Origin of the sequence: Rhizobium sp. NLR8a (assembly GCF_019685235.1) — a bacterium.
Lineage (GTDB): Bacteria > Pseudomonadota > Alphaproteobacteria > Rhizobiales > Rhizobiaceae > Rhizobium.
In genome coordinates this window covers 37,484-54,500 of sequence record NZ_JABDWI010000013.1, presented here as the reverse complement: position 1 = coordinate 54,500, position 17,017 = coordinate 37,484, and the positions used below count along the sequence as shown (strand labels likewise).

Genomic DNA, 17,017 nt, shown 5'->3' with positions numbered 1-17,017 from the left:
ATCGATTTACTACGATAACCAATACGGAATTTCGTATGTCTATGTAGGTGGAGAGTATATAGAATGCGAAAAGTCGGTTGCTTCTTTGTTGAAGGCCATTGTCTTGGTATACAAATATCCCGGTTTGGCTCTTCTCATTATCTCATTTATTTCGGTAATTTTCTGTTGTGTCCATGACAGAGGTATATTTATCTTTATTACAATATGTGTCATATTTTTTAGCTATCCATTTGCTGCCATGTGGGGTGGAGCCAGGATTGTTCTAAGTGAATCATCGACAGTGACGCTGTGCGAGAGGGGAAGTTACGGCTCGGTTGCGATCCACCTTCCGATGTTGTTTTTGTCGTCCTACGTCATCATTGGAAATATGGTTCTGCTGACCAAGCGATGGTTCGGGGGGAGAACCAGCAATACCGATATCTAACCGCAGTCGCCGATCAGCGAAATCAGCTGGGCCTTAGGCGCCGCCGTTGAAGCCTCGAAGCCAACGGCCTTGCCGCCCTCCATCGCCACACGCCCCTCGGCAAAGAGCCGCAGCGCCCTCGGATAGATCTGATGCTCGACGGTCAGCACCCGTGCGGCCAGGCTTTCGGCGGTGTCGGCGGAAAAAACCGGAACGGCGGCCTGGCCGATCGTCGGTCCCTCATCCATGCCTTCGGTGACAAAATGCACCGTGCAGCCTGCGATGCGCATGCCGGCGTCGATGGCGCGCTGATGCGTGTGCAGCCCTGGAAACAGCGGCAGCAGGGAAGGGTGGATGTTGAGCATCCGGCCTTCATAACGCTGGATGAAGGTCGCCGTCAGCAGCCGCATGTAGCCTGCGAGGCAAAGGATATCGGGGGAGAGCGTGTCGAGCGCGGAAAAGATCGCCGCCTCGTGCGCTTCCTTGCTGGCGTAGTCCTTGCGGGGGAAGGCGAAGGTGGCGATGCCTTCGGCCGCCGCCTTGGCAAGTCCACCGGCATCCGCCTTGTCCGAGATCACGCCGACGATCTCGGCAGGGTAGTCGGTGGCCTTGGCCGCCGCAACCAGCGCCATCATGTTGGAGCCACTGCCTGATATGAAGACGACGACGCGTTTGCGCTTCATGCTCATATGGCAAGCGTGCCCTTGTAGACCGTGCCGGCAGCGCCTTCGTCGCGCGCAATCATCCGGCCGAGCGTGATAACCTTTTCGCCTTCGGCTTCGAGCACCTTCGATACCGCGGCGACATTTTCCCCAGCGACAACGACGATCATGCCGATGCCGCAGTTGAAGGTGCGCAGCATTTCCTTGGCTTCGACGCCGCCGGTTTTGGCGAGCCACGAGAAGACCGGCGGCACGTTGACGGCATTGAGATCGATCTCGGCCGCCAGATGCCTCGGCAGCACGCGCGGAATATTCTCGGGGAAGCCGCCGCCGGTGATGTGGGCGAGCGCCTTCAGCGCGCCGGTCTCGCGGATCGCCTTCAGAAGGGGCTTCACATAGATGCGGGTCGGCTCGAGCAGCGCTTCGCCAAGCTTCTTGCCTTCGGCAAAGGGCGCCGGCGCGTCCCAGCCGAGGCCGGACAGTTCGACGATCTTGCGCACAAGCGAAAAGCCGTTGGAATGAACGCCGGAGGAGGCAAGGCCGAGGATCACGTCGCCCTCGGCAATATCGCCTGACGGCAGCAGCTTGCCGCGTTCGGCCGCACCGACCGCAAAACCGGCGAGATCATAGTCGCCGGAGGAATACATGCCGGGCATTTCGGCCGTCTCGCCGCCGATCAGCGCGCAGCCTGCCTCGCGGCAGCCGGCGGCAATGCCGCCGACGATCGCCGCACCCTGGTCGGGATCGAGCTTGCCGGTTGCGAAATAATCGAGGAAGAACAGTGGCTCGGCGCCCTGGACCACGAGGTCGTTGACGCACATGGCGACGAGGTCGATGCCGACGGTGTCGTGGTAATCGGCGTCGATCGCGATCTTCAGCTTGGTGCCGACGCCGTCATTGGCGGCGACGAGAACCGGATCGGTAAAGCCCGCCGCCTTGAGATCGAAGAGCCCGCCGAAGCCGCCGATCTCGCCGTCAGCGCCCGGCCGACGCGTCGAGCGCACTGCCGGCTTGATCTTCTCGACGAGGAGGTTGCCGGCATCGATGTCGACGCCCGCATCGCTATAGGTCAGGCCGTTTTTTCCAGACTGGCTCATGCTGGTCTCCGATGGCTATTTCCAGGCGGCAGACGCGCCGCGTCATCTGCCGGTCGCAATTGCATGACAGGGGCCTTTATGCAAGCGTCGCATGGCAAAAGCCTCCAATTTCCCATGTCTTTAATCGGCCTTTCCGGGATTTGGCGTGACAGGGTTGACCATCTTTGCGCCTGCATCCTATGTGCTGAATGGCCGCGTCGGACAAGAGGCGGCGTTCGGCGGCGGCGAGCGAAATGGGGAAGCAATGCCACAGCATGTCAGCGGCAACAGTCTGAAGCGCCAGATCTTCTTCTGGCTGGCCGTGCTCGTCTTCTTCATCGCCTTTCTCTATGTCTTCAGCTCGATCCTCTTGCCGTTCATCGCCGGCATGGCGATCGCTTATTTCCTCGATCCCGTCGCCGACCGGCTGGAGCGCCTGGGCCTCAGCCGCTTGATGGCGACGGTCGGCATTCTGATCGCCTTTGTCATCGTCTTTGCGCTGGCGCTGATGATCCTCATTCCCGTGCTGATCAGCCAGTTCAACGATTTCGCCGAGCGCTTGCCGAGTTATATCAGCCAGCTGCAGAAATTCATCGCCCAGTCGCAGCATTCGCTGCTGCCGCCGTGGATCAGGAGCCAAGTCGGCACGATCAAGGATAATTTCTCCGGCATCCTCTCCGAAGGCATGGGGTTCCTGACGGGACTCTTCGCGCAGATCTGGAATTCCGGCAAGGCGATTGTCGACGTCATCTCGCTGCTCGTCGTCACTCCCGTCGTCGCTTTCTATATCCTGCTCGATTGGGACCGCATGGTCGCCAAGGTCGACCAGTGGATCCCGCGCGATTACGTCAGCGATGTCCGCCAGATCGCCAGCGAGATCGATCAGGCGATCGCCGGCTTCATCCGCGGTCAGGGCTCCCTCTGCCTTATCCTCGGCATCTATTATGCCGCCGGCCTTTCCCTCGTCGGGCTGAACTTCGGCCTGCTGATCGGCCTCTTCGCCGGCATGATCAGTTTCATTCCCTATGTCGGCTCGCTGGTCGGCCTCGTTCTTGCCGTTGGCGTGGCAATCGTGCAGTTCTGGCCGGATTATCCCTGGATCGGACTTGTGCTCGTCGTCTTCTTCAGCGGCCAGTTTTTCGAAGGCAACATCCTGCAGCCGAAGCTCGTCGGCTCCAGCGTCGGCCTGCATCCGGTCTGGCTGATGTTTGCACTGTTTGCCTTCGGCGCGCTCTTCGGCTTCGTCGGGCTTCTGGTCGCCGTGCCGGCTGCCGCCGCCGTCGGCGTCCTTGTCCGCTTCGCGCTTTCGCGTTACCTTCAGAGCGATCTTTATTTTGGCGGGTCAGCAGACGGCCACGCCCGGAAGACGAAATCAGTACCCAATGAATGACGTGAAGAACGCTGATCCGAAGCGCAAGGCCGAAGAGCAGCTGCCGCTGGTGTTTTCGCATGATGCCGCAAGCGGGCGCGACGATCTCCTGATCTCGGAGCGTCTCGCCGCCGCCGTCTCGATCGTCGATGCGTGGCCCGCATGGGCGTCGCCGGTCGTTATCCTTGCCGGCCCGGTCGGCTCGGGAAAATCGCACTTGGCCGGCATCTGGAGAGAACACAGCGGAGCGGAGATCATTCACCCCAAGGCCGGTTCCAATGCCGCGGTCAGGGCGGCGAACGGCCCTGTCCTGTTCGAGGATGCCGATCGTCTCGGCTTCGACGACAACACGCTCTTCCATGTCATCAACAGCGTGCGCGAAAACGGCACCAGCCTGCTGATGACAAGCCGTCTCTGGCCGATGTCGTGGCCGGTTCTGCTGCCGGATCTGCGCTCTCGCCTCAAGGCCGCCACCGTCGTCGAGATCGGCGAGCCGGATGAAGCCCTGTTGTCGCAGGTGATCGTCAAGCTCTTCGCCGACCGGCAGCTTTATATAGATGACAAACTCGTGCTCTATATCGTCAACCGGATGGAGCGGTCGCTGAACGCGGCCCAGACAATCGTCGAACGGCTCGACCGGCTGGCCCTGTCGCGGGGCACGAAAATCACCCGCACTCTTGCCGCTGAAGTATTGAATGAATTGGGAAATTCGGAGCCGGCCGATTGACTGTCACAGTTCCGTCGTGAAACTGATATAATTGCCATCGCGATTGAAAACGGGGTAAGCCGACCATGGACAGCGCAGTCGCAGAACATCAGGAACTCACTCCGGAAACCAACGACAATATCCCCCCGCTGGACGAGTTGCTGGCAAGCCCCGAGCGCTTCATCAACCGCGAATTCTCCTGGCTGCAGTTCAACCGCCGTGTCCTGGAAGAGACGCTGAATACCGAACATCCGCTGCTCGAGCGCGTCCGCTTCCTGTCGATCTCGGCGGCCAACCTCGACGAGTTCTTCATGGTGCGCGTCGCCGGCCTCGAGGGCCAGGTGCGCCAGAACATCGCTATCCGCAGCCCCGACGGCAAGACACCGGCCGAACAGCTCGATTCGATCCTGCAGGAGATCGACCATCTGCAGATGGAGCAGCAGGCTTCGCTCGCTGTGCTGCAGCAGTACCTCGCCAAGGAAGACATTCTGATCGTGCGCCCGGGCGCCTTGAGCGATGCAGACCGCCAGTGGCTCGCCTCCGAATTCGAACAGGCGATCTTCCCGGTGCTGACGCCGCTGTCCATCGATCCGGCCCATCCGTTCCCCTTCATCCCCAATCTTGGCTTCTCGATCGGCCTGCAGCTCGTCAGCAAGAACGGCCGCGAGCCGATGACGGCGCTGCTGCGCCTGCCGCCGGCGCTCGACCGCTTCGTCCGGCTGCCCGACGATGGAAACACGATCCGCTACATCACGCTGGAAGACGTCGCGAACATCTTCATCCATAGGCTCTACCCGGGTTACGAGGTGCAGGGCTCCGGTACGTTCCGCGTCATCCGCGACAGTGATATCGAAGTCGAGGAAGAGGCCGAGGATCTCGTGCGCTTCTTCGAAACGGCACTCAAGCGCCGCCGTCGCGGCAAGGTCATCCGCATCGAGACCGATTCGGAAATGCCGGCCTCGCTGCGTCAGTTCGTCGTGCAGGCGCTCAGCATCCCCGAAAATCGCGTCGCCGTTCTGCCGGGGCTCCTGGCGCTGAACACTCTGTCGGAGATCACCAAGGCGCCGCGCGACGATCTCAGGTTTCAGCCCTACAATGCGCGATTTCCCGAGCGTGTCCGCGAACATGCCGGCGACTGCTTCGCCGCGATCCGCGAGAAGGACATGGTCGTCCATCACCCTTATGAATCCTTCGACGTGGTGGTCCAGTTCCTTCTCCAGGCTGCGCGCGATCCTGACGTTCTGGCGATAAAGCAGACGCTTTACCGCACCTCGAACGACAGCCCGATCGTCCGCGCTCTGGTCGACGCCGCCGAGGCCGGCAAGTCGGTGACGGCGCTGGTGGAGCTCAAGGCCCGCTTCGACGAAGAGGCGAATATCCGCTGGGCGCGCGATCTCGAGCGCGCCGGCGTGCAGGTCGTCTTCGGCTTCATCGAGCTCAAGACCCACGCCAAGATGTCGATGATCGTCCGCCGCGAGGAAGGGAAGCTCAGGACCTATTGTCACTTGGGAACCGGCAACTACCACCCGATCACCGCCAAGATCTATACGGATCTCTCCTATTTCACCTGCAATCCCGTCATTGCCCACGACATGGCGAATATCTTCAACTTCATCACCGGCTATGGCGAACCTGAAGAGGGCATGCAGCTCGCCGTCTCGCCCTATACGTTGCGCTCGCGCATCCTGCGTCACATCGAGGAAGAGATTCAGCATGCCAGGAACGGCGCGCCGGCGGCGATCTGGATGAAGATGAACTCGCTTGTCGACCCCGACATCATCGATGCGCTCTATCGCGCCAGCCATGCCGGCGTCGAAATCGATCTCGTCGTGCGCGGCATCTGCTGCCTGCGTCCGCAGCTGCCCGGTCTCTCGGAGAAGATCCGCGTCAAATCAATCGTCGGCCGCTTCCTCGAACACAGCCGCATCTTCTGCTTCGGCAACGGCTATGGCCTGCCGTCGGACAAGGCGCTGGTCTACATCGGTTCTGCCGACATGATGCCGAGAAATCTCGACCGCCGCGTCGAGACCATGGTTCCGTTGACGAATCCGACTGTTCATGAGCAGGTCTTGTCACAGATTATGCTCGGCAACGTGATTGACAATCAACAAAGCTACGAGATATTGCCCGACGGTACGTCGCGGCGCATGGAAGTGCGCAGGGGCGAGGAGCCGTTCAATGCGCAGCAGTATTTCATGACCAATCCGAGCCTGTCAGGCCGTGGTGAAGCTCTGAAATCAAGCGCGCCGAAACTGATCGCCGGCCTGCTCGAAGGCCGCAACAACAAGTAAAACTGGACCATATGGTTGAATCTGAAGCCCAGGGGCGCCTTCCAGGGATCGCCCCGGTCTCCGTCGTCGACATCGGATCGAATTCCATTCGTCTTGTCGTTTACGAAGGCCTGTCCCGTTCGCCTACGATCCTCTTCAACGAAAAGGTCCTCTGCGGCCTCGGCAAGGGCATAGCCATCACCGGCAAGATGGATGAAGAGAGCGTCGCCCGGGCTCTGGCAGCGCTCCACCGTTTCAAGGCCCTGTCCGATCAGGCGCGGGCCGCCACCATGTATGTGCTGGCGACGGCCGCCGCCCGCGAGGCGAGCAACGGCCCCGACTTCATCCATCAGGCGGAGACGATCCTGCAGCGCCACATCCGGGTGCTTTCAGGTGAGGAGGAGGCTCGTTTCGCCTCGCTCGGCATCATCAGTGGCTTCTTCAATCCTGACGGCATTGCCGGCGACCTCGGCGGTGGTTCTCTTGAACTGATCGACATCAAGGGCAAGGAGGTCGGCAAGGGCATTACGCTGCCGCTCGGCGGTCTGCGCCTGTCGGAATATGCCGGCGGCTCGCTCTCCAAGGCGCGAACTTTTGCCCGCAAGCAGGTGAAGACGGCAAAACTCCTGGCGAAAGGCGAGGGGCGCACCTTCTATGCCGTCGGCGGCACCTGGCGAAATATCGCCAAGCTGCACATGGAGATCACCCATTATCCGCTGCATATGATGCAGGGCTATGAGGTATCCCTCGAAGCGATGATGCTGTTCCTCGATCAGGTGGTGACCGCGCGCGATTCCAAGGAACCGGCCCTCCAGGCCGTCTCGAAGCATCGCCGTTCGCTGCTGCCTTTCGGCGCCATCGCCATGAAGGAAGTCTTGAGCGTCATGAAGCCGTCCGTGATCTCCTTCTCGGCACAGGGCGTGCGCGAGGGTTATCTCTATTCGCTGCTGTCTGAGGCCGAGCGCCGCGCCGATCCGTTGTTGGCTGCCGCTGGCGAACTAGCGATCCTGCGTGCCCGTTCGCCCGAGCATGCCCGCGAACTGGCGGAATGGACCGGCCGCATGATGCCCTTGTTCGGCGTCCAGGAAACCGAAGAGGAAAGCCGCTATCGTCAGGCCGCCTGCCTGCTTGCCGATATCAGCTGGCGCGCCCATCCTGATTATCGTGGCCTGCAGGCACTGAACGTCATCGCCCACTCCTCCTTCGTCGGCATCAGCCATCCCGGCCGCGCCTTCATCGCGCTCACCAATTATTACCGTTTCGAGGGCCTGCACGACGACGGCGCCACCGGTCCGCTGGCGCAGATCGCCACCCCTCAGTTCATCGACCGCGCCAAACTGCTCGGCGGCATGCTGCGCGTCGTCTATCTCTTCTCGGCCTCCATGCCCGGCATCGTCAAGCACCTGACCTTCCGCAAATCGTCGAATCCGGACTTCGACCTCGAATTCGTCGTGCCGCCGGAATACCGCGATTTCGCCGGCGAGCGCCTGGACGGCCGCCTGCAGCAGCTGTCGCGGTTGACGAACAAGAGGCTGGCGTTTCGGTTCGAGTAGAGAGGCATTCTTTCCGCGGGCTCTTCCCGCGGTGCGGACCGTTCGACCTCCCTCATTCCTGTGACGAGCACAGGAATGAGGGAGGTCGAAGTAGTGCCATACGCAAAAGGGCGGCGCTGACCGCACCACCCTCCGGATGTCCTCAGGGTTTTCTGCTCACTTCGCGTTCAAAAACTCGCCAACCTCGAGCAGGCTGAACTCGTTATTGTCGGCCTTGTCGACAGCGCGGCCGGCCGAGAAGGGCAGGTTGTTGTCATTGCCGATGATGATGTGGGTGGCGTCGACGCGGTCGACGTTTTCGATGGTGACGAACGGCATGTCATAGACGCCATCCTTGCTGCCGGCCTGCTTCTTGTTGTCGGGGTCCTGAATATCAAGGAGATCGATGTAACCGATCTTGCGGACGGCCTTGCCGAGGTTGGCGTCGTTGAATTCGATCTTGTAGACGCGCTTCAGCACCGCCGGAGCTTCGAAGCAATCCGGCTTCGGCTGCTTCGGGTCGGAGCAGGCCTTGTCGCTGGTGCCGGCGCCGCTGTCGCGCTCGATGACGAGAGCGGTGGAGTCGTCGAGCATGTTGAAATCCCCGATCGATACACCCTTGTCTTCGAATGGATAAAGCCAGCTGCGGCCTGTCCACTTCTTGGAGCCAGCGTCGAATTCTATGACGCGGATGGCCGTATGGCCGTCAGCCGTTTCCATCGTGCCGTCATCCTCGTAGATGGCGCCTTCGAGCAGGCCGTAGAGCTTGGATCCGTCCTTCGACATGGCAAGGCCTTCGAAGCCGCCGGAGCGCTTCAGGTTGAAGACCGGCATCTTGGCGGCCGGATTGCCAGGCAGCTGGATCAGCGGGTTGTCGGGCGAAAGCACCGGCTTGCCGTCGAGCATCGTCGGGATCACGTCCGTCAGGCGACCTTCGGTATCGACCTTGAGGAGATAGGGACCGAACTCGTCGCCCAGCCAGAAGCCGTCGGCATCCGGCTGGATCGATTCGATGTCGAAGTCGGCGCCGGTAAGGTAACGCTTTTCCGTGCCTTCGAGCACGAGCGGGAACGGGGCGATCTTGTTTGGATCGGAGAGGAAGAGGTTCTTGACGACCTCAGCCTTGTTGGCAGTCCAGTCGAACTTCATCTGATGCAGGAACAGCATGGAGTCGGAAGAGTTGGCTTTCGAACCGAAGCCGTTGTCGGAGAGCGTCCAGAAGGTCCCGTCAGCCATCGTCTTGATGCCTGAGAAACCTTGGATCGGCTGGCCGTCGAACGGAAGCTTGAGGTCGGTCACGCGCGCGCCGTCCTTGCCTGGAACGGCGCCGAGAGCTTCGCTGCGCTTGCGGTCCGGCGTCGTGAACTTGCCGGAATGCTTGAGAAATTCGGGGGCGTCGGCCGGAGCCGGAACCATGGTATTGGCTGGCAGGATCGCCTGGCCGGTGAGCTTGGCCGGGAACTGCTGCTGGTCGGCCGAAACGGGGCCGGCAATCAGGATGAAAAGCGATATGGAAGCAAAAAGGACGTTCTTCATAATATCCCCATGGACGGATGCGAATGGCTTCCGCTTAACAGGGCTTCCGTGTCAGCGAATTGACGGTTGGGTGAAGCTTTGGTGACGGGTGATAAATGGACTTGCTCAGCCGTGCAGAACGACTGCGGGCGTGTTCAGAACGGTCACCGCACGCGAGGACAGCGCCATGACGCCGAGTGCCTGGCCGCGTCCCTTGACGGCATGGATCCCGAGATCCTCGCAGGAAATGTCATCGGGAAAGGTCATGCGCCGGGCCAGTTCCGCGGAGATCAGCACCTGCCGGTTCAGGCTGCGGCAGAGCGTCTCCAGCCGGGCGGTCGTATTCACCGTATCGCCAAAATAGCTGATCTTGTGGTGGTCGACGCCGACTTCCGCCGTGATGATCTCGCCGCCATGAAGTGCAACGTGAAGCTTCGGCACCTGGCCGTAATTTTTCCGCCAGCCGGCGGCATTGGCTTCGATATCGGCGAGGATATCGAAGATGCAGCGAACGCAGCGCGCATCCTTGACGCCGCGGGCCAGCGGCCAGGTAATGATCGCCGCATCGCCGACATAGTCGTTGATCATGCCCTTGTGGCGTCTGACCGGCTCGGCGAAAGTCGCAAACAGCGAGCTCAGCAGCTGCTGCGCCCTGAGGTCGCCGTGTTTTTCGGCAAAAGCCGTCGAATCGACGAGATCGATGAACAGGAAGACCCGCTCTTCCTTGACCGGATTGCGATAGCGGCTGATGAGCATGCTGGTGAATACTTCGCGGCCGAGCAGTTCGCGCACGCGCAGGATGAAGATCAGCGCCAAGCAGACGACAAGTGCATAAAGGAAGACGTCGAACGGCATGATGACGAGATCGAGGAGCGACGTCGGCTTCAGCACGCCGACCGAGCGAAGCAGCAGCCCGGCGCAGGCAAAGCCAATGCTCATCAGAATTTCGTAGATCGCCAGTTCGGTTATGATGAAGGCGAAGGTCGGTAGCTTCTGGATGCGTCTGTAGAGTCCGCGGAACAGCACCTTGCGCTCGAAGGCAATGATCGGCATGCCGATGAACAGCGCGAAGATCGCCCCGACGACCGGCGTCTGCTCCGAATAGAACATCGAATCATAGACGACGCCGCTCGCCGCGAGAACGATGACGATCAGGATCCAGTTCTGCGTCGGAGAAATTTCCCGCATGCCGCGCCCTTCGCTTCGCAGTGTCTCCGCCATTGTTTTCGGTTGGGAAAATGGCGTTGAGCGAATTCGATTTGGTGTCAGAGTGCGACGGTTTCAACCTTCCGGCCGGCGAATCGCAATCCGATCTGGCCCTGGATCAGCTGCAGCGCCGGCTCGCCGAAAAGATCGCGCCGCCAGCCGTGCAGGGCAGCGACATCGGCCTTCTCGCCATCGGCGGCAATCTTGTCGAGATCCTCGCTGTTGGCGATCACCTTCGGCGCCACCCCATGTTTTTCCGAGATCAGCTTCAGCAGCACCTTTAAGAGTTCGACGGCGGCAGCTGCGCCCTCCGGGGCCTGTGCCTGACGTGGCACATGCGGCATCTCGGCTTTCGGAAGGGCGAGCGCCGCATTGACCGCTTCGACGACTGCCGTCCCGGCGGCCGAACGCTCCCAGCCCTTCGGAATGGTGCGCAGGCGGCCGAGCGCTTCGGAATCCCTGGGTTGCTGCTGGGCGATCTCATAGATCGCATCGTCCTTCAAAACGCGCGAACGCGGCACGTTACGGGCCCGCGCCTCGCGCTCACGCCAGGCGGCGACGTATTTCAGGATTGCCAGCTCCTGCGGCTTGCGCAGGCGCATCTTCAGACGCTGCCAGGCGTCGTCGGGATGCATGTCGTAGGTCTCGCGCGCCTCGAGAATGTCCATTTCCTCGCGCAGCCACGACGTGCGGCCTTCGCGATCGAGTTCCGCCTTCAGCGACAGGTAGACGTCGCGCAGATGGGTGACGTCGGCCAGCGCATATTCCAGCTGCTTTTCGGAGAGCGGCCGGCGGCTCCAGTCGGTGAAGCGCGACGACTTGTCGATATGGACGTTCTTGATGCGGCTGACCAGCTGGTCATAGGAGACGCTGTCGCCGAAACCGCAGACCATGGCGGCGACCTGCGTGTCGAAGATCGGATGCGGAATGAGATTGCCGCGATTGAAGATGATTTCGATGTCCTGACGCGCCGCGTGAAAGACTTTCAACACCTTGGTGTCCGCCATCAGCTCGAAGAAGGGAGCGAGATCGATGCCCTTCGCCAGCGGGTCGACGAGTACTTCCAATGTCGGGCTTGCCATCTGGATCAGGCAGAGCTCCGGCCAGAACGTCGTCTCACGCAGGAATTCGGTGTCGATGGTGATGAAGTCGGACTTGGCCAGCTCTTTGCAGGCGGCCGCCAAATCGGCGGTGGTTTCGATCATATCATTTCATTCGCAAGGAAAAGGTTGGTTGAACCTTCCTTCTCCTTTCGCTTCGATATGTCAATACAACAGCATACGCTTCAAGCATTGCTGAAGAAGAATCACGTCCAAACTGAGGCACAGGGAATGCTTCAGCTCACTCTGATATAGCTGGTCATTCCCGTCTTCTGATGCTCGATGATGTGGCAATGCAGCACCCAGTCGCCGGGATTGTCGGCGACAAAAGCCAATTGCACTTTCTCGTCCGGCTGGACGAGGTAGGTGTCGGACACCAGCGGCATCGCCTCCCGCGCCGAGGAGGAGATCACCGTGAAACTCATCCCGTGCAGATGGATCGGATGCGCGTGCGGCGTGGTGTTCTCGAGGTTGAAGACATAGCTTCTGCCGAGCTTCAGTTCCGCCAGCGGCGCCGTCGGATCGGGCGTGTCTCCGGGCCACGGCACCTTGTTGATCGCCCAGAAGCTGTAGCCGAGCGTGCCGCAGATGCTTTCCACGGCGGCATTTTCCGCAGTGGCGCTCAAGACCAGCGGGATCTGTTCGGCAACGGAAAGATCGGCCTTCGGAACAGGATTCTGGCCAAGAGGCCCGAGATCGCCGATGTCGCGCTTCAGCGATGCCCCGACCGCACGCAGGCTGGCGATCGTCTTCGGCGCCGTGCCGCGAATGTCTTCCAGTGTCGCGACGGCGCCTTCATCGTCCGGCATGCGCACCACAAGATCGAGCCGCTGGCCCGGCCCGATCTGCAGGAGGTCGAGGGGGAAGCGTTTCGGCACCGGATTGCCGTCGATTGCGATGACGGTCGCATCTGCGCCCGCCATCTTCAGCAAGAAGATGCGCGTCACGTCGGTGATGGCAATGCGCAGCCGCGCCAACCCGCCGGCCGGGGCGTCATATTGCGGCTCCTGGCGCCAGTTGGCCGTGCGCACCGTGCCGTAGGTGCCGCTCTTGGCAGCGTCGCGCGGCCGGAAGGGCGCGATGAACTGCCCGTCGCCTCCGAGACGCCAGTCGCGCAGATTGAGCAACACCTCGGCATCGAATTCCGGATCAGCCGGATCCTCGACGACGAGCATGCCGGTCATGCCATGTCCCATCTGCGTCAGCGTGTTGCAATGCGGATGGTACCAGAAGGTGCCGGCATCGGGCGGCGTGAAGGCATAGTCGAAGCTGTCGCCGGTATAGATATAGGGCTGCGTCACGAAGGGCACGCCATCCATGCGGTTGTCGATACGAAGCCCGTGCCAATGGATCGTCGTCGGCTCATCGAGTCCGTTCTTCAGCCTTGCCGCGTAGGGCCGCCCCTTGGTCATTCTCAGAACCGGCGGCATGCCGTCATGGCCCCAGCTCATGACATCCCGAGTCGGACTCGCCTCGGTCAGGATGGCCTCGGTTTTCACAGCCGTCAGCAGCTGCGGTTCCGACGCCGCCTCGGCCAGTCCGAATTTGCCCGCAATGGCCATGCCTGCGCCATATGCGCCCGCGACGGCGGATGCCTTCAGAAGGTTGCGGCGGGTCAGCAGAGGCATGCGGCGGCTCCAGGATGGGAATGCTGATCCTTTTAAAGTTGAGCCGCATCTTCATCAATATGGGAAATGCGGCCAAACTGCCGCAGCCTGCGGGTCGCAGCCTTGCCATAAACGCATGCCAAACCCAGGGGCGGGGCGCGCCAAGCCTTGACAAATCGGAGCGTCCATGCGCTTTTCCGCCCGATTTTCTTGTCGGCGCGGGAGGGTCTTCGAACCCCTGCTGCCGTCTTCAGCCACATGCCAGGATTTGAGATCATGCATCGCTACCGCAGCCACACATGCGCCGCCCTCCGCAAGACGGATGTCGGCTCGACCGTCCGCATCGCCGGCTGGGTCCATCGCGTTCGCGACCATGGTGGCGTTCTCTTCATCGACCTTCGCGACCATTACGGCATCACCCAGGTCGTCGCCGACCCGGATAGCCCTGCCTTCAAGACGGCGGAAACCGTGCGTGGCGAATGGGTCATCCGCATCGACGGCCTCGTCAAAGCCCGTACCGAAGAGACCGTCAACAAGAACATGGCGACCGGCGAGATCGAGCTCTACGCGCAGGAGATCGAAGTGCTCTCCGCCGCCAAGGAATTGCCGCTGCCGGTCTTCGGTGAGCCTGATTATCCGGAAGACGTTCGCCTCAAGTATCGCTTCCTCGATCTTCGCCGCGAAACCCTGCACAAAAACATCGTCAAGCGCACCCAGGTGATTTCGGCCATGCGCCGTGAAATGGGCGGCGCGGGCTTTACCGAATATACCACGCCGATCCTCACAGCCTCCTCGCCCGAAGGCGCGCGCGACTTCCTCGTGCCGAGCCGTATTCATCCCGGCACCTTCTACGCTCTGCCGCAGGCGCCGCAGCAGTACAAGCAACTGCTCATGGTCGCAGGTTTCGACCGTTACTTCCAGATCGCGCCGTGCTTCCGTGACGAAGACCCGCGCGCCGACCGCTTGCCTGGCGAATTCTACCAGCTCGACCTCGAAATGAGCTTCGTCACCCAGGAAGACGTCTGGGACACCATGGGTCCGCTGATGACCAAGGTGTTCGAAGAGTTTGCCGAAGGCAAGCCGGTCACCAAGGAATGGCCGCGCATCCCCTATGACGAGGCGATCCGCAAATACGGCTCCGACAAGCCCGATCTGCGCAACCCGATCGTCATGGAAGCGGTGACCGAACATTTCGCCGGCTCGGGCTTTAAAGTCTTCGCCGGCATGATCGCCTCCAACCCGAAGGTCCAGGTCTGGGCGATCCCGGCCAAGACAGGCGGCTCGCGTGCTTTCTGCGACCGCATGAACGCCTGGGCGCAGAGCCAGGGCCAGCCGGGCCTCGGCTACATCTTCTGGCGCAAGGAAGGCGAGAAGCTCGAAGGCGCCGGACCACTTGCCAAGAACATCGGCGAGGAGCGCACCGATGCGATCCGGACCCAACTTGGTCTTGGCGACGGCGACGCGTGCTTCTTCGTCGCCGGAGAGCCGGAAAAATTCTACAAGTTTGCGGGTGAGGCCCGCACCAAGGCCGGCGAAGAACTCAACCTCGTCGACCGCGACCGCTTCGAGCTCTGCTGGATCGTCGACTTCCCATTCTTCGAATGGAACGACGAGGAAAAGAAGGTCGATTTCGCCCACAACCCGTTCTCGATGCCGCAGGGTGGCCTCGATGCGCTCAGGAACCAGGATCCCCTGACGATCAAGGCCTTCCAGTACGACGCCGTCTGCAACGGCTTCGAGATCGCCTCGGGTTCGATCCGCAACCAGTCGCCGGAAACCATGGTCGCCGCCTTCGAGAAGGTCGGTCTCAGCCAGCAGGACGTCGAGGACCGCTTCGGCGGCCTCTACCGCGCCTTCCAGTACGGCGCGCCTCCGCATGGCGGCGCCGCCTTCGGCATCGACCGAATCGTCATGCTGCTCGTCGGCGCCAAGAACCTGCGTGAGATCTCGCTGTTCCCGATGAACCAGCAGGCCCAGGACCTGCTGATGGGCGCGCCGACCCCGGCAACCCCGACGCAGCTGCGAGAACTCGCGATCCGGCCGATCCCGCCGGTCAAGAAGGACTGAGTTCAGCTCAGCGTCGAATGGAAAAGCCCGGCGGCCGCAAACGCCGGGCCTTTTGTTTGCGCGGATCGTCTGATTTGAAACAAGAAAGGGCCCGGCAGCGGAACTGTCGGGCCCTTTCTTGCAATTTGAGCGATCAGTCGTTGGCCGAAACCTTGACGCCGAGCACCTGCGGCAGCGTGTTCGGAGCGCCCATCGCGGCGCCGACGATCGTCGGGAACGGCACCGGCTTTTCAGGAGCGGCCTTCACCGTCAAGCTCTTGGGGTCGTCGAGGAAGGTGTTGACGGCGGCCGAAACGGCGTTCTGCAGTTCCGGGATATTGAGCTGCGCCAGCATGATCGGCGTCATCGCCTTCAGCGAATCCGCCATCTGCTTGCCTGACATGTTCTGCTGCGAACCGGCGTAATCGAGCGCCCGCTTGGTGATCGAGGCATCTTCGAAGCGCACGTGAGCGCCCTCGAAGGACAGCTGCTGCATCAGGCCGAGCATGGCAAGGCCGAGCGCCTGCTGCGACTGTTCCGTGTTCGGATTGGATTCCGATTCCTTCACCGCATCCTGCAGTGATTTCATGAAGGCCATCGTATAGCCGGAGATCTTGAAGCCGAGGTTGAGCTTGCCGATGTTCGTGAAGTCGAAGGCGATTTCCGAAACGTCGAACGTGCCGGGCCCGAGCTCCCAGGCCCCTTTCATGGTGATGTCACCCTGGACGTGCTGTAGCGCAAGCTTCTCGATCGCATCCTTGCCCTGCGGATCGTCGGCCTTGGTGAGGTCGGCCTTCATGCTTTTGAAGGCGCCGTCGAAATCGAAGCCGGATTCGTCCTCGCGCAGCGTCAGGTTCATGTCGCTTTGCAGTAGCGAGAACACTTCCGCGCCGTCCTTGACCACCTTCAGCGGGCCGGTATGGGCGGTTTCGTAGAGCATCATTGTGTCGAGGCTGTCGCCGCCGGCTGTCGCCGGAATGGAAATGCCGCCGAGCGTCAGCTCTTGTGCGGTCATGGTGACGCCGTCTTTCGTCGTGTTGATATCGGGGAAGGCGGCCTCTTCGATGTAATAGCCACCTTCCTCATCTTCCTCCACGCCGGACAGGGTGACTTCGCCGATGGCGAAGCTCTCGTTGCCGGCCGGTTTGATGCTGACTTTCTTTAAGGTCACGGTGGTGCCATTGATATCGACGCCGTCAGCCGAAATCGTTCCGCCCTGTGCGGCATAGGCGGCATTGAGCTTCTTCAGCAGATCATTGCCGTCGAGGGCCAAGGCCGAGCCGGCGAGCGAGAAAAAGGCTGCGCCCGACAGCATCAGCCGCGTTGTCCGATAAATGTTCATAAGGGTGATTCCTCTGGTGGCGTGTGGCGGTTTGGAAATCTGCAGTTACGCTACTACGGATTGGGGCCGCTTTATATTTGCGGACTTCTAAATTTCTGTTGAAGGGAACGGCAAACGAAGTCCAAATTGCGGCGGAACGTTTGTCTCATCCTTTGATGTCGCCCCCAAGACTTCATCCACAGC

General features: G+C 61.1%; 12 protein-coding genes. 5 read left to right on the top strand and 7 right to left on the bottom strand.

Annotated elements, in window-relative coordinates; genetic code table 11:
- Positions 1-420: 420 nt before the first annotated feature.
- Together purN and purM are read right to left on the bottom strand one after the other, a co-directional pair.
- Entirely contained in the window at positions 421-1,092 is a 672-nt protein-coding gene (gene purN, locus HJC04_RS23850; RefSeq protein WP_210628386.1) for a phosphoribosylglycinamide formyltransferase, read from the bottom strand.
- The gene (gene purM, locus HJC04_RS23845) at positions 1,089-2,162 is read right to left on the bottom strand and encodes a phosphoribosylformylglycinamidine cyclo-ligase (protein ID WP_221147294.1); all 1,074 of its coding nucleotides are present in this window, start codon (positions 2,160-2,162) and stop codon (positions 1,089-1,091) included. Before purM ends, purN begins: the two co-directional genes overlap by 4 nt.
- Before the next feature lie 244 nt (positions 2,163-2,406).
- Here purM and HJC04_RS23840 point away from each other — a divergent pair, with 244 nt between their 5' ends.
- The 4 genes from HJC04_RS23840 (at position 2,407) to ppx (ending at position 8,039) form a co-directional block, all read left to right on the top strand.
- On the top strand, positions 2,407-3,531 hold the full coding sequence (locus HJC04_RS23840) for an AI-2E family transporter (protein WP_210631656.1): 1,125 nt from the start codon (positions 2,407-2,409) through the stop codon (positions 3,529-3,531).
- Positions 3,524-4,237 carry a DnaA regulatory inactivator HdaA gene (gene hdaA, locus HJC04_RS23835; RefSeq protein WP_210628384.1) on the top strand — a complete coding sequence of 238 codons (714 nt, stop codon included), beginning with the start codon at positions 3,524-3,526 and terminating at the stop codon, positions 4,235-4,237. Before HJC04_RS23840 ends, hdaA begins: the two co-directional genes overlap by 8 nt.
- 65 nt (positions 4,238-4,302) lie before the next feature.
- On the top strand, positions 4,303-6,507 hold the full coding sequence (locus tag HJC04_RS23830) for an RNA degradosome polyphosphate kinase (protein WP_221123398.1): 2,205 nt from the start codon (positions 4,303-4,305) through the stop codon (positions 6,505-6,507).
- An 11-nt stretch (positions 6,508-6,518) separates the two neighbouring features.
- On the top strand, positions 6,519-8,039 hold the full coding sequence (gene ppx, locus HJC04_RS23825; protein ID WP_221123397.1) for an exopolyphosphatase: 1,521 nt from the start codon (positions 6,519-6,521) through the stop codon (positions 8,037-8,039).
- Positions 8,040-8,195: 156 nt separating this feature from the next.
- Here the strand turns inward: ppx and HJC04_RS23820 are convergent, their stop codons facing one another.
- The 4 genes from HJC04_RS23820 to HJC04_RS23805 all read right to left on the bottom strand — a co-directional run bounded on the left by HJC04_RS23820 (position 8,196) and on the right by HJC04_RS23805 (position 13,467).
- Positions 8,196-9,554: an esterase-like activity of phytase family protein gene (locus HJC04_RS23820; protein ID WP_221147293.1), complete on the bottom strand. Its 1,359-nt coding sequence runs from the start codon at positions 9,552-9,554 to the stop codon at positions 8,196-8,198.
- A gap of 105 nt (positions 9,555-9,659) precedes the next feature.
- On the bottom strand, positions 9,660-10,721 hold the full coding sequence (locus HJC04_RS23815; RefSeq protein WP_210628380.1) for an adenylate/guanylate cyclase domain-containing protein: 1,062 nt from the start codon (positions 10,719-10,721) through the stop codon (positions 9,660-9,662).
- 77 nt (positions 10,722-10,798) lie between these two features.
- Positions 10,799-11,944 (bottom strand): ribonuclease D, encoded by a 1,146-nt coding sequence (gene rnd, locus HJC04_RS23810; RefSeq protein ID WP_210628379.1) that lies wholly within the window; start codon positions 11,942-11,944, stop codon positions 10,799-10,801.
- Between the two features lie 131 nt (positions 11,945-12,075).
- The gene (locus HJC04_RS23805) at positions 12,076-13,467 is read right to left on the bottom strand and encodes a multicopper oxidase family protein (RefSeq protein WP_221147292.1); all 1,392 of its coding nucleotides are present in this window, start codon (positions 13,465-13,467) and stop codon (positions 12,076-12,078) included.
- A 255-nt stretch (positions 13,468-13,722) separates the two neighbouring features.
- Here HJC04_RS23805 and aspS point away from each other — a divergent pair, with 255 nt between their 5' ends.
- The gene (aspS, locus tag HJC04_RS23800) at positions 13,723-15,513 is read left to right on the top strand and encodes an aspartate--tRNA ligase (RefSeq protein WP_221147291.1); all 1,791 of its coding nucleotides are present in this window, start codon (positions 13,723-13,725) and stop codon (positions 15,511-15,513) included.
- Between the two features lie 133 nt (positions 15,514-15,646).
- Here the strand turns inward: aspS and HJC04_RS23795 are convergent, their stop codons facing one another.
- Positions 15,647-16,834 (bottom strand): hypothetical protein, encoded by a 1,188-nt coding sequence (locus HJC04_RS23795; protein ID WP_221147290.1) that lies wholly within the window; start codon positions 16,832-16,834, stop codon positions 15,647-15,649.
- Between the last annotated feature and the right edge of the window lie 183 nt (positions 16,835-17,017).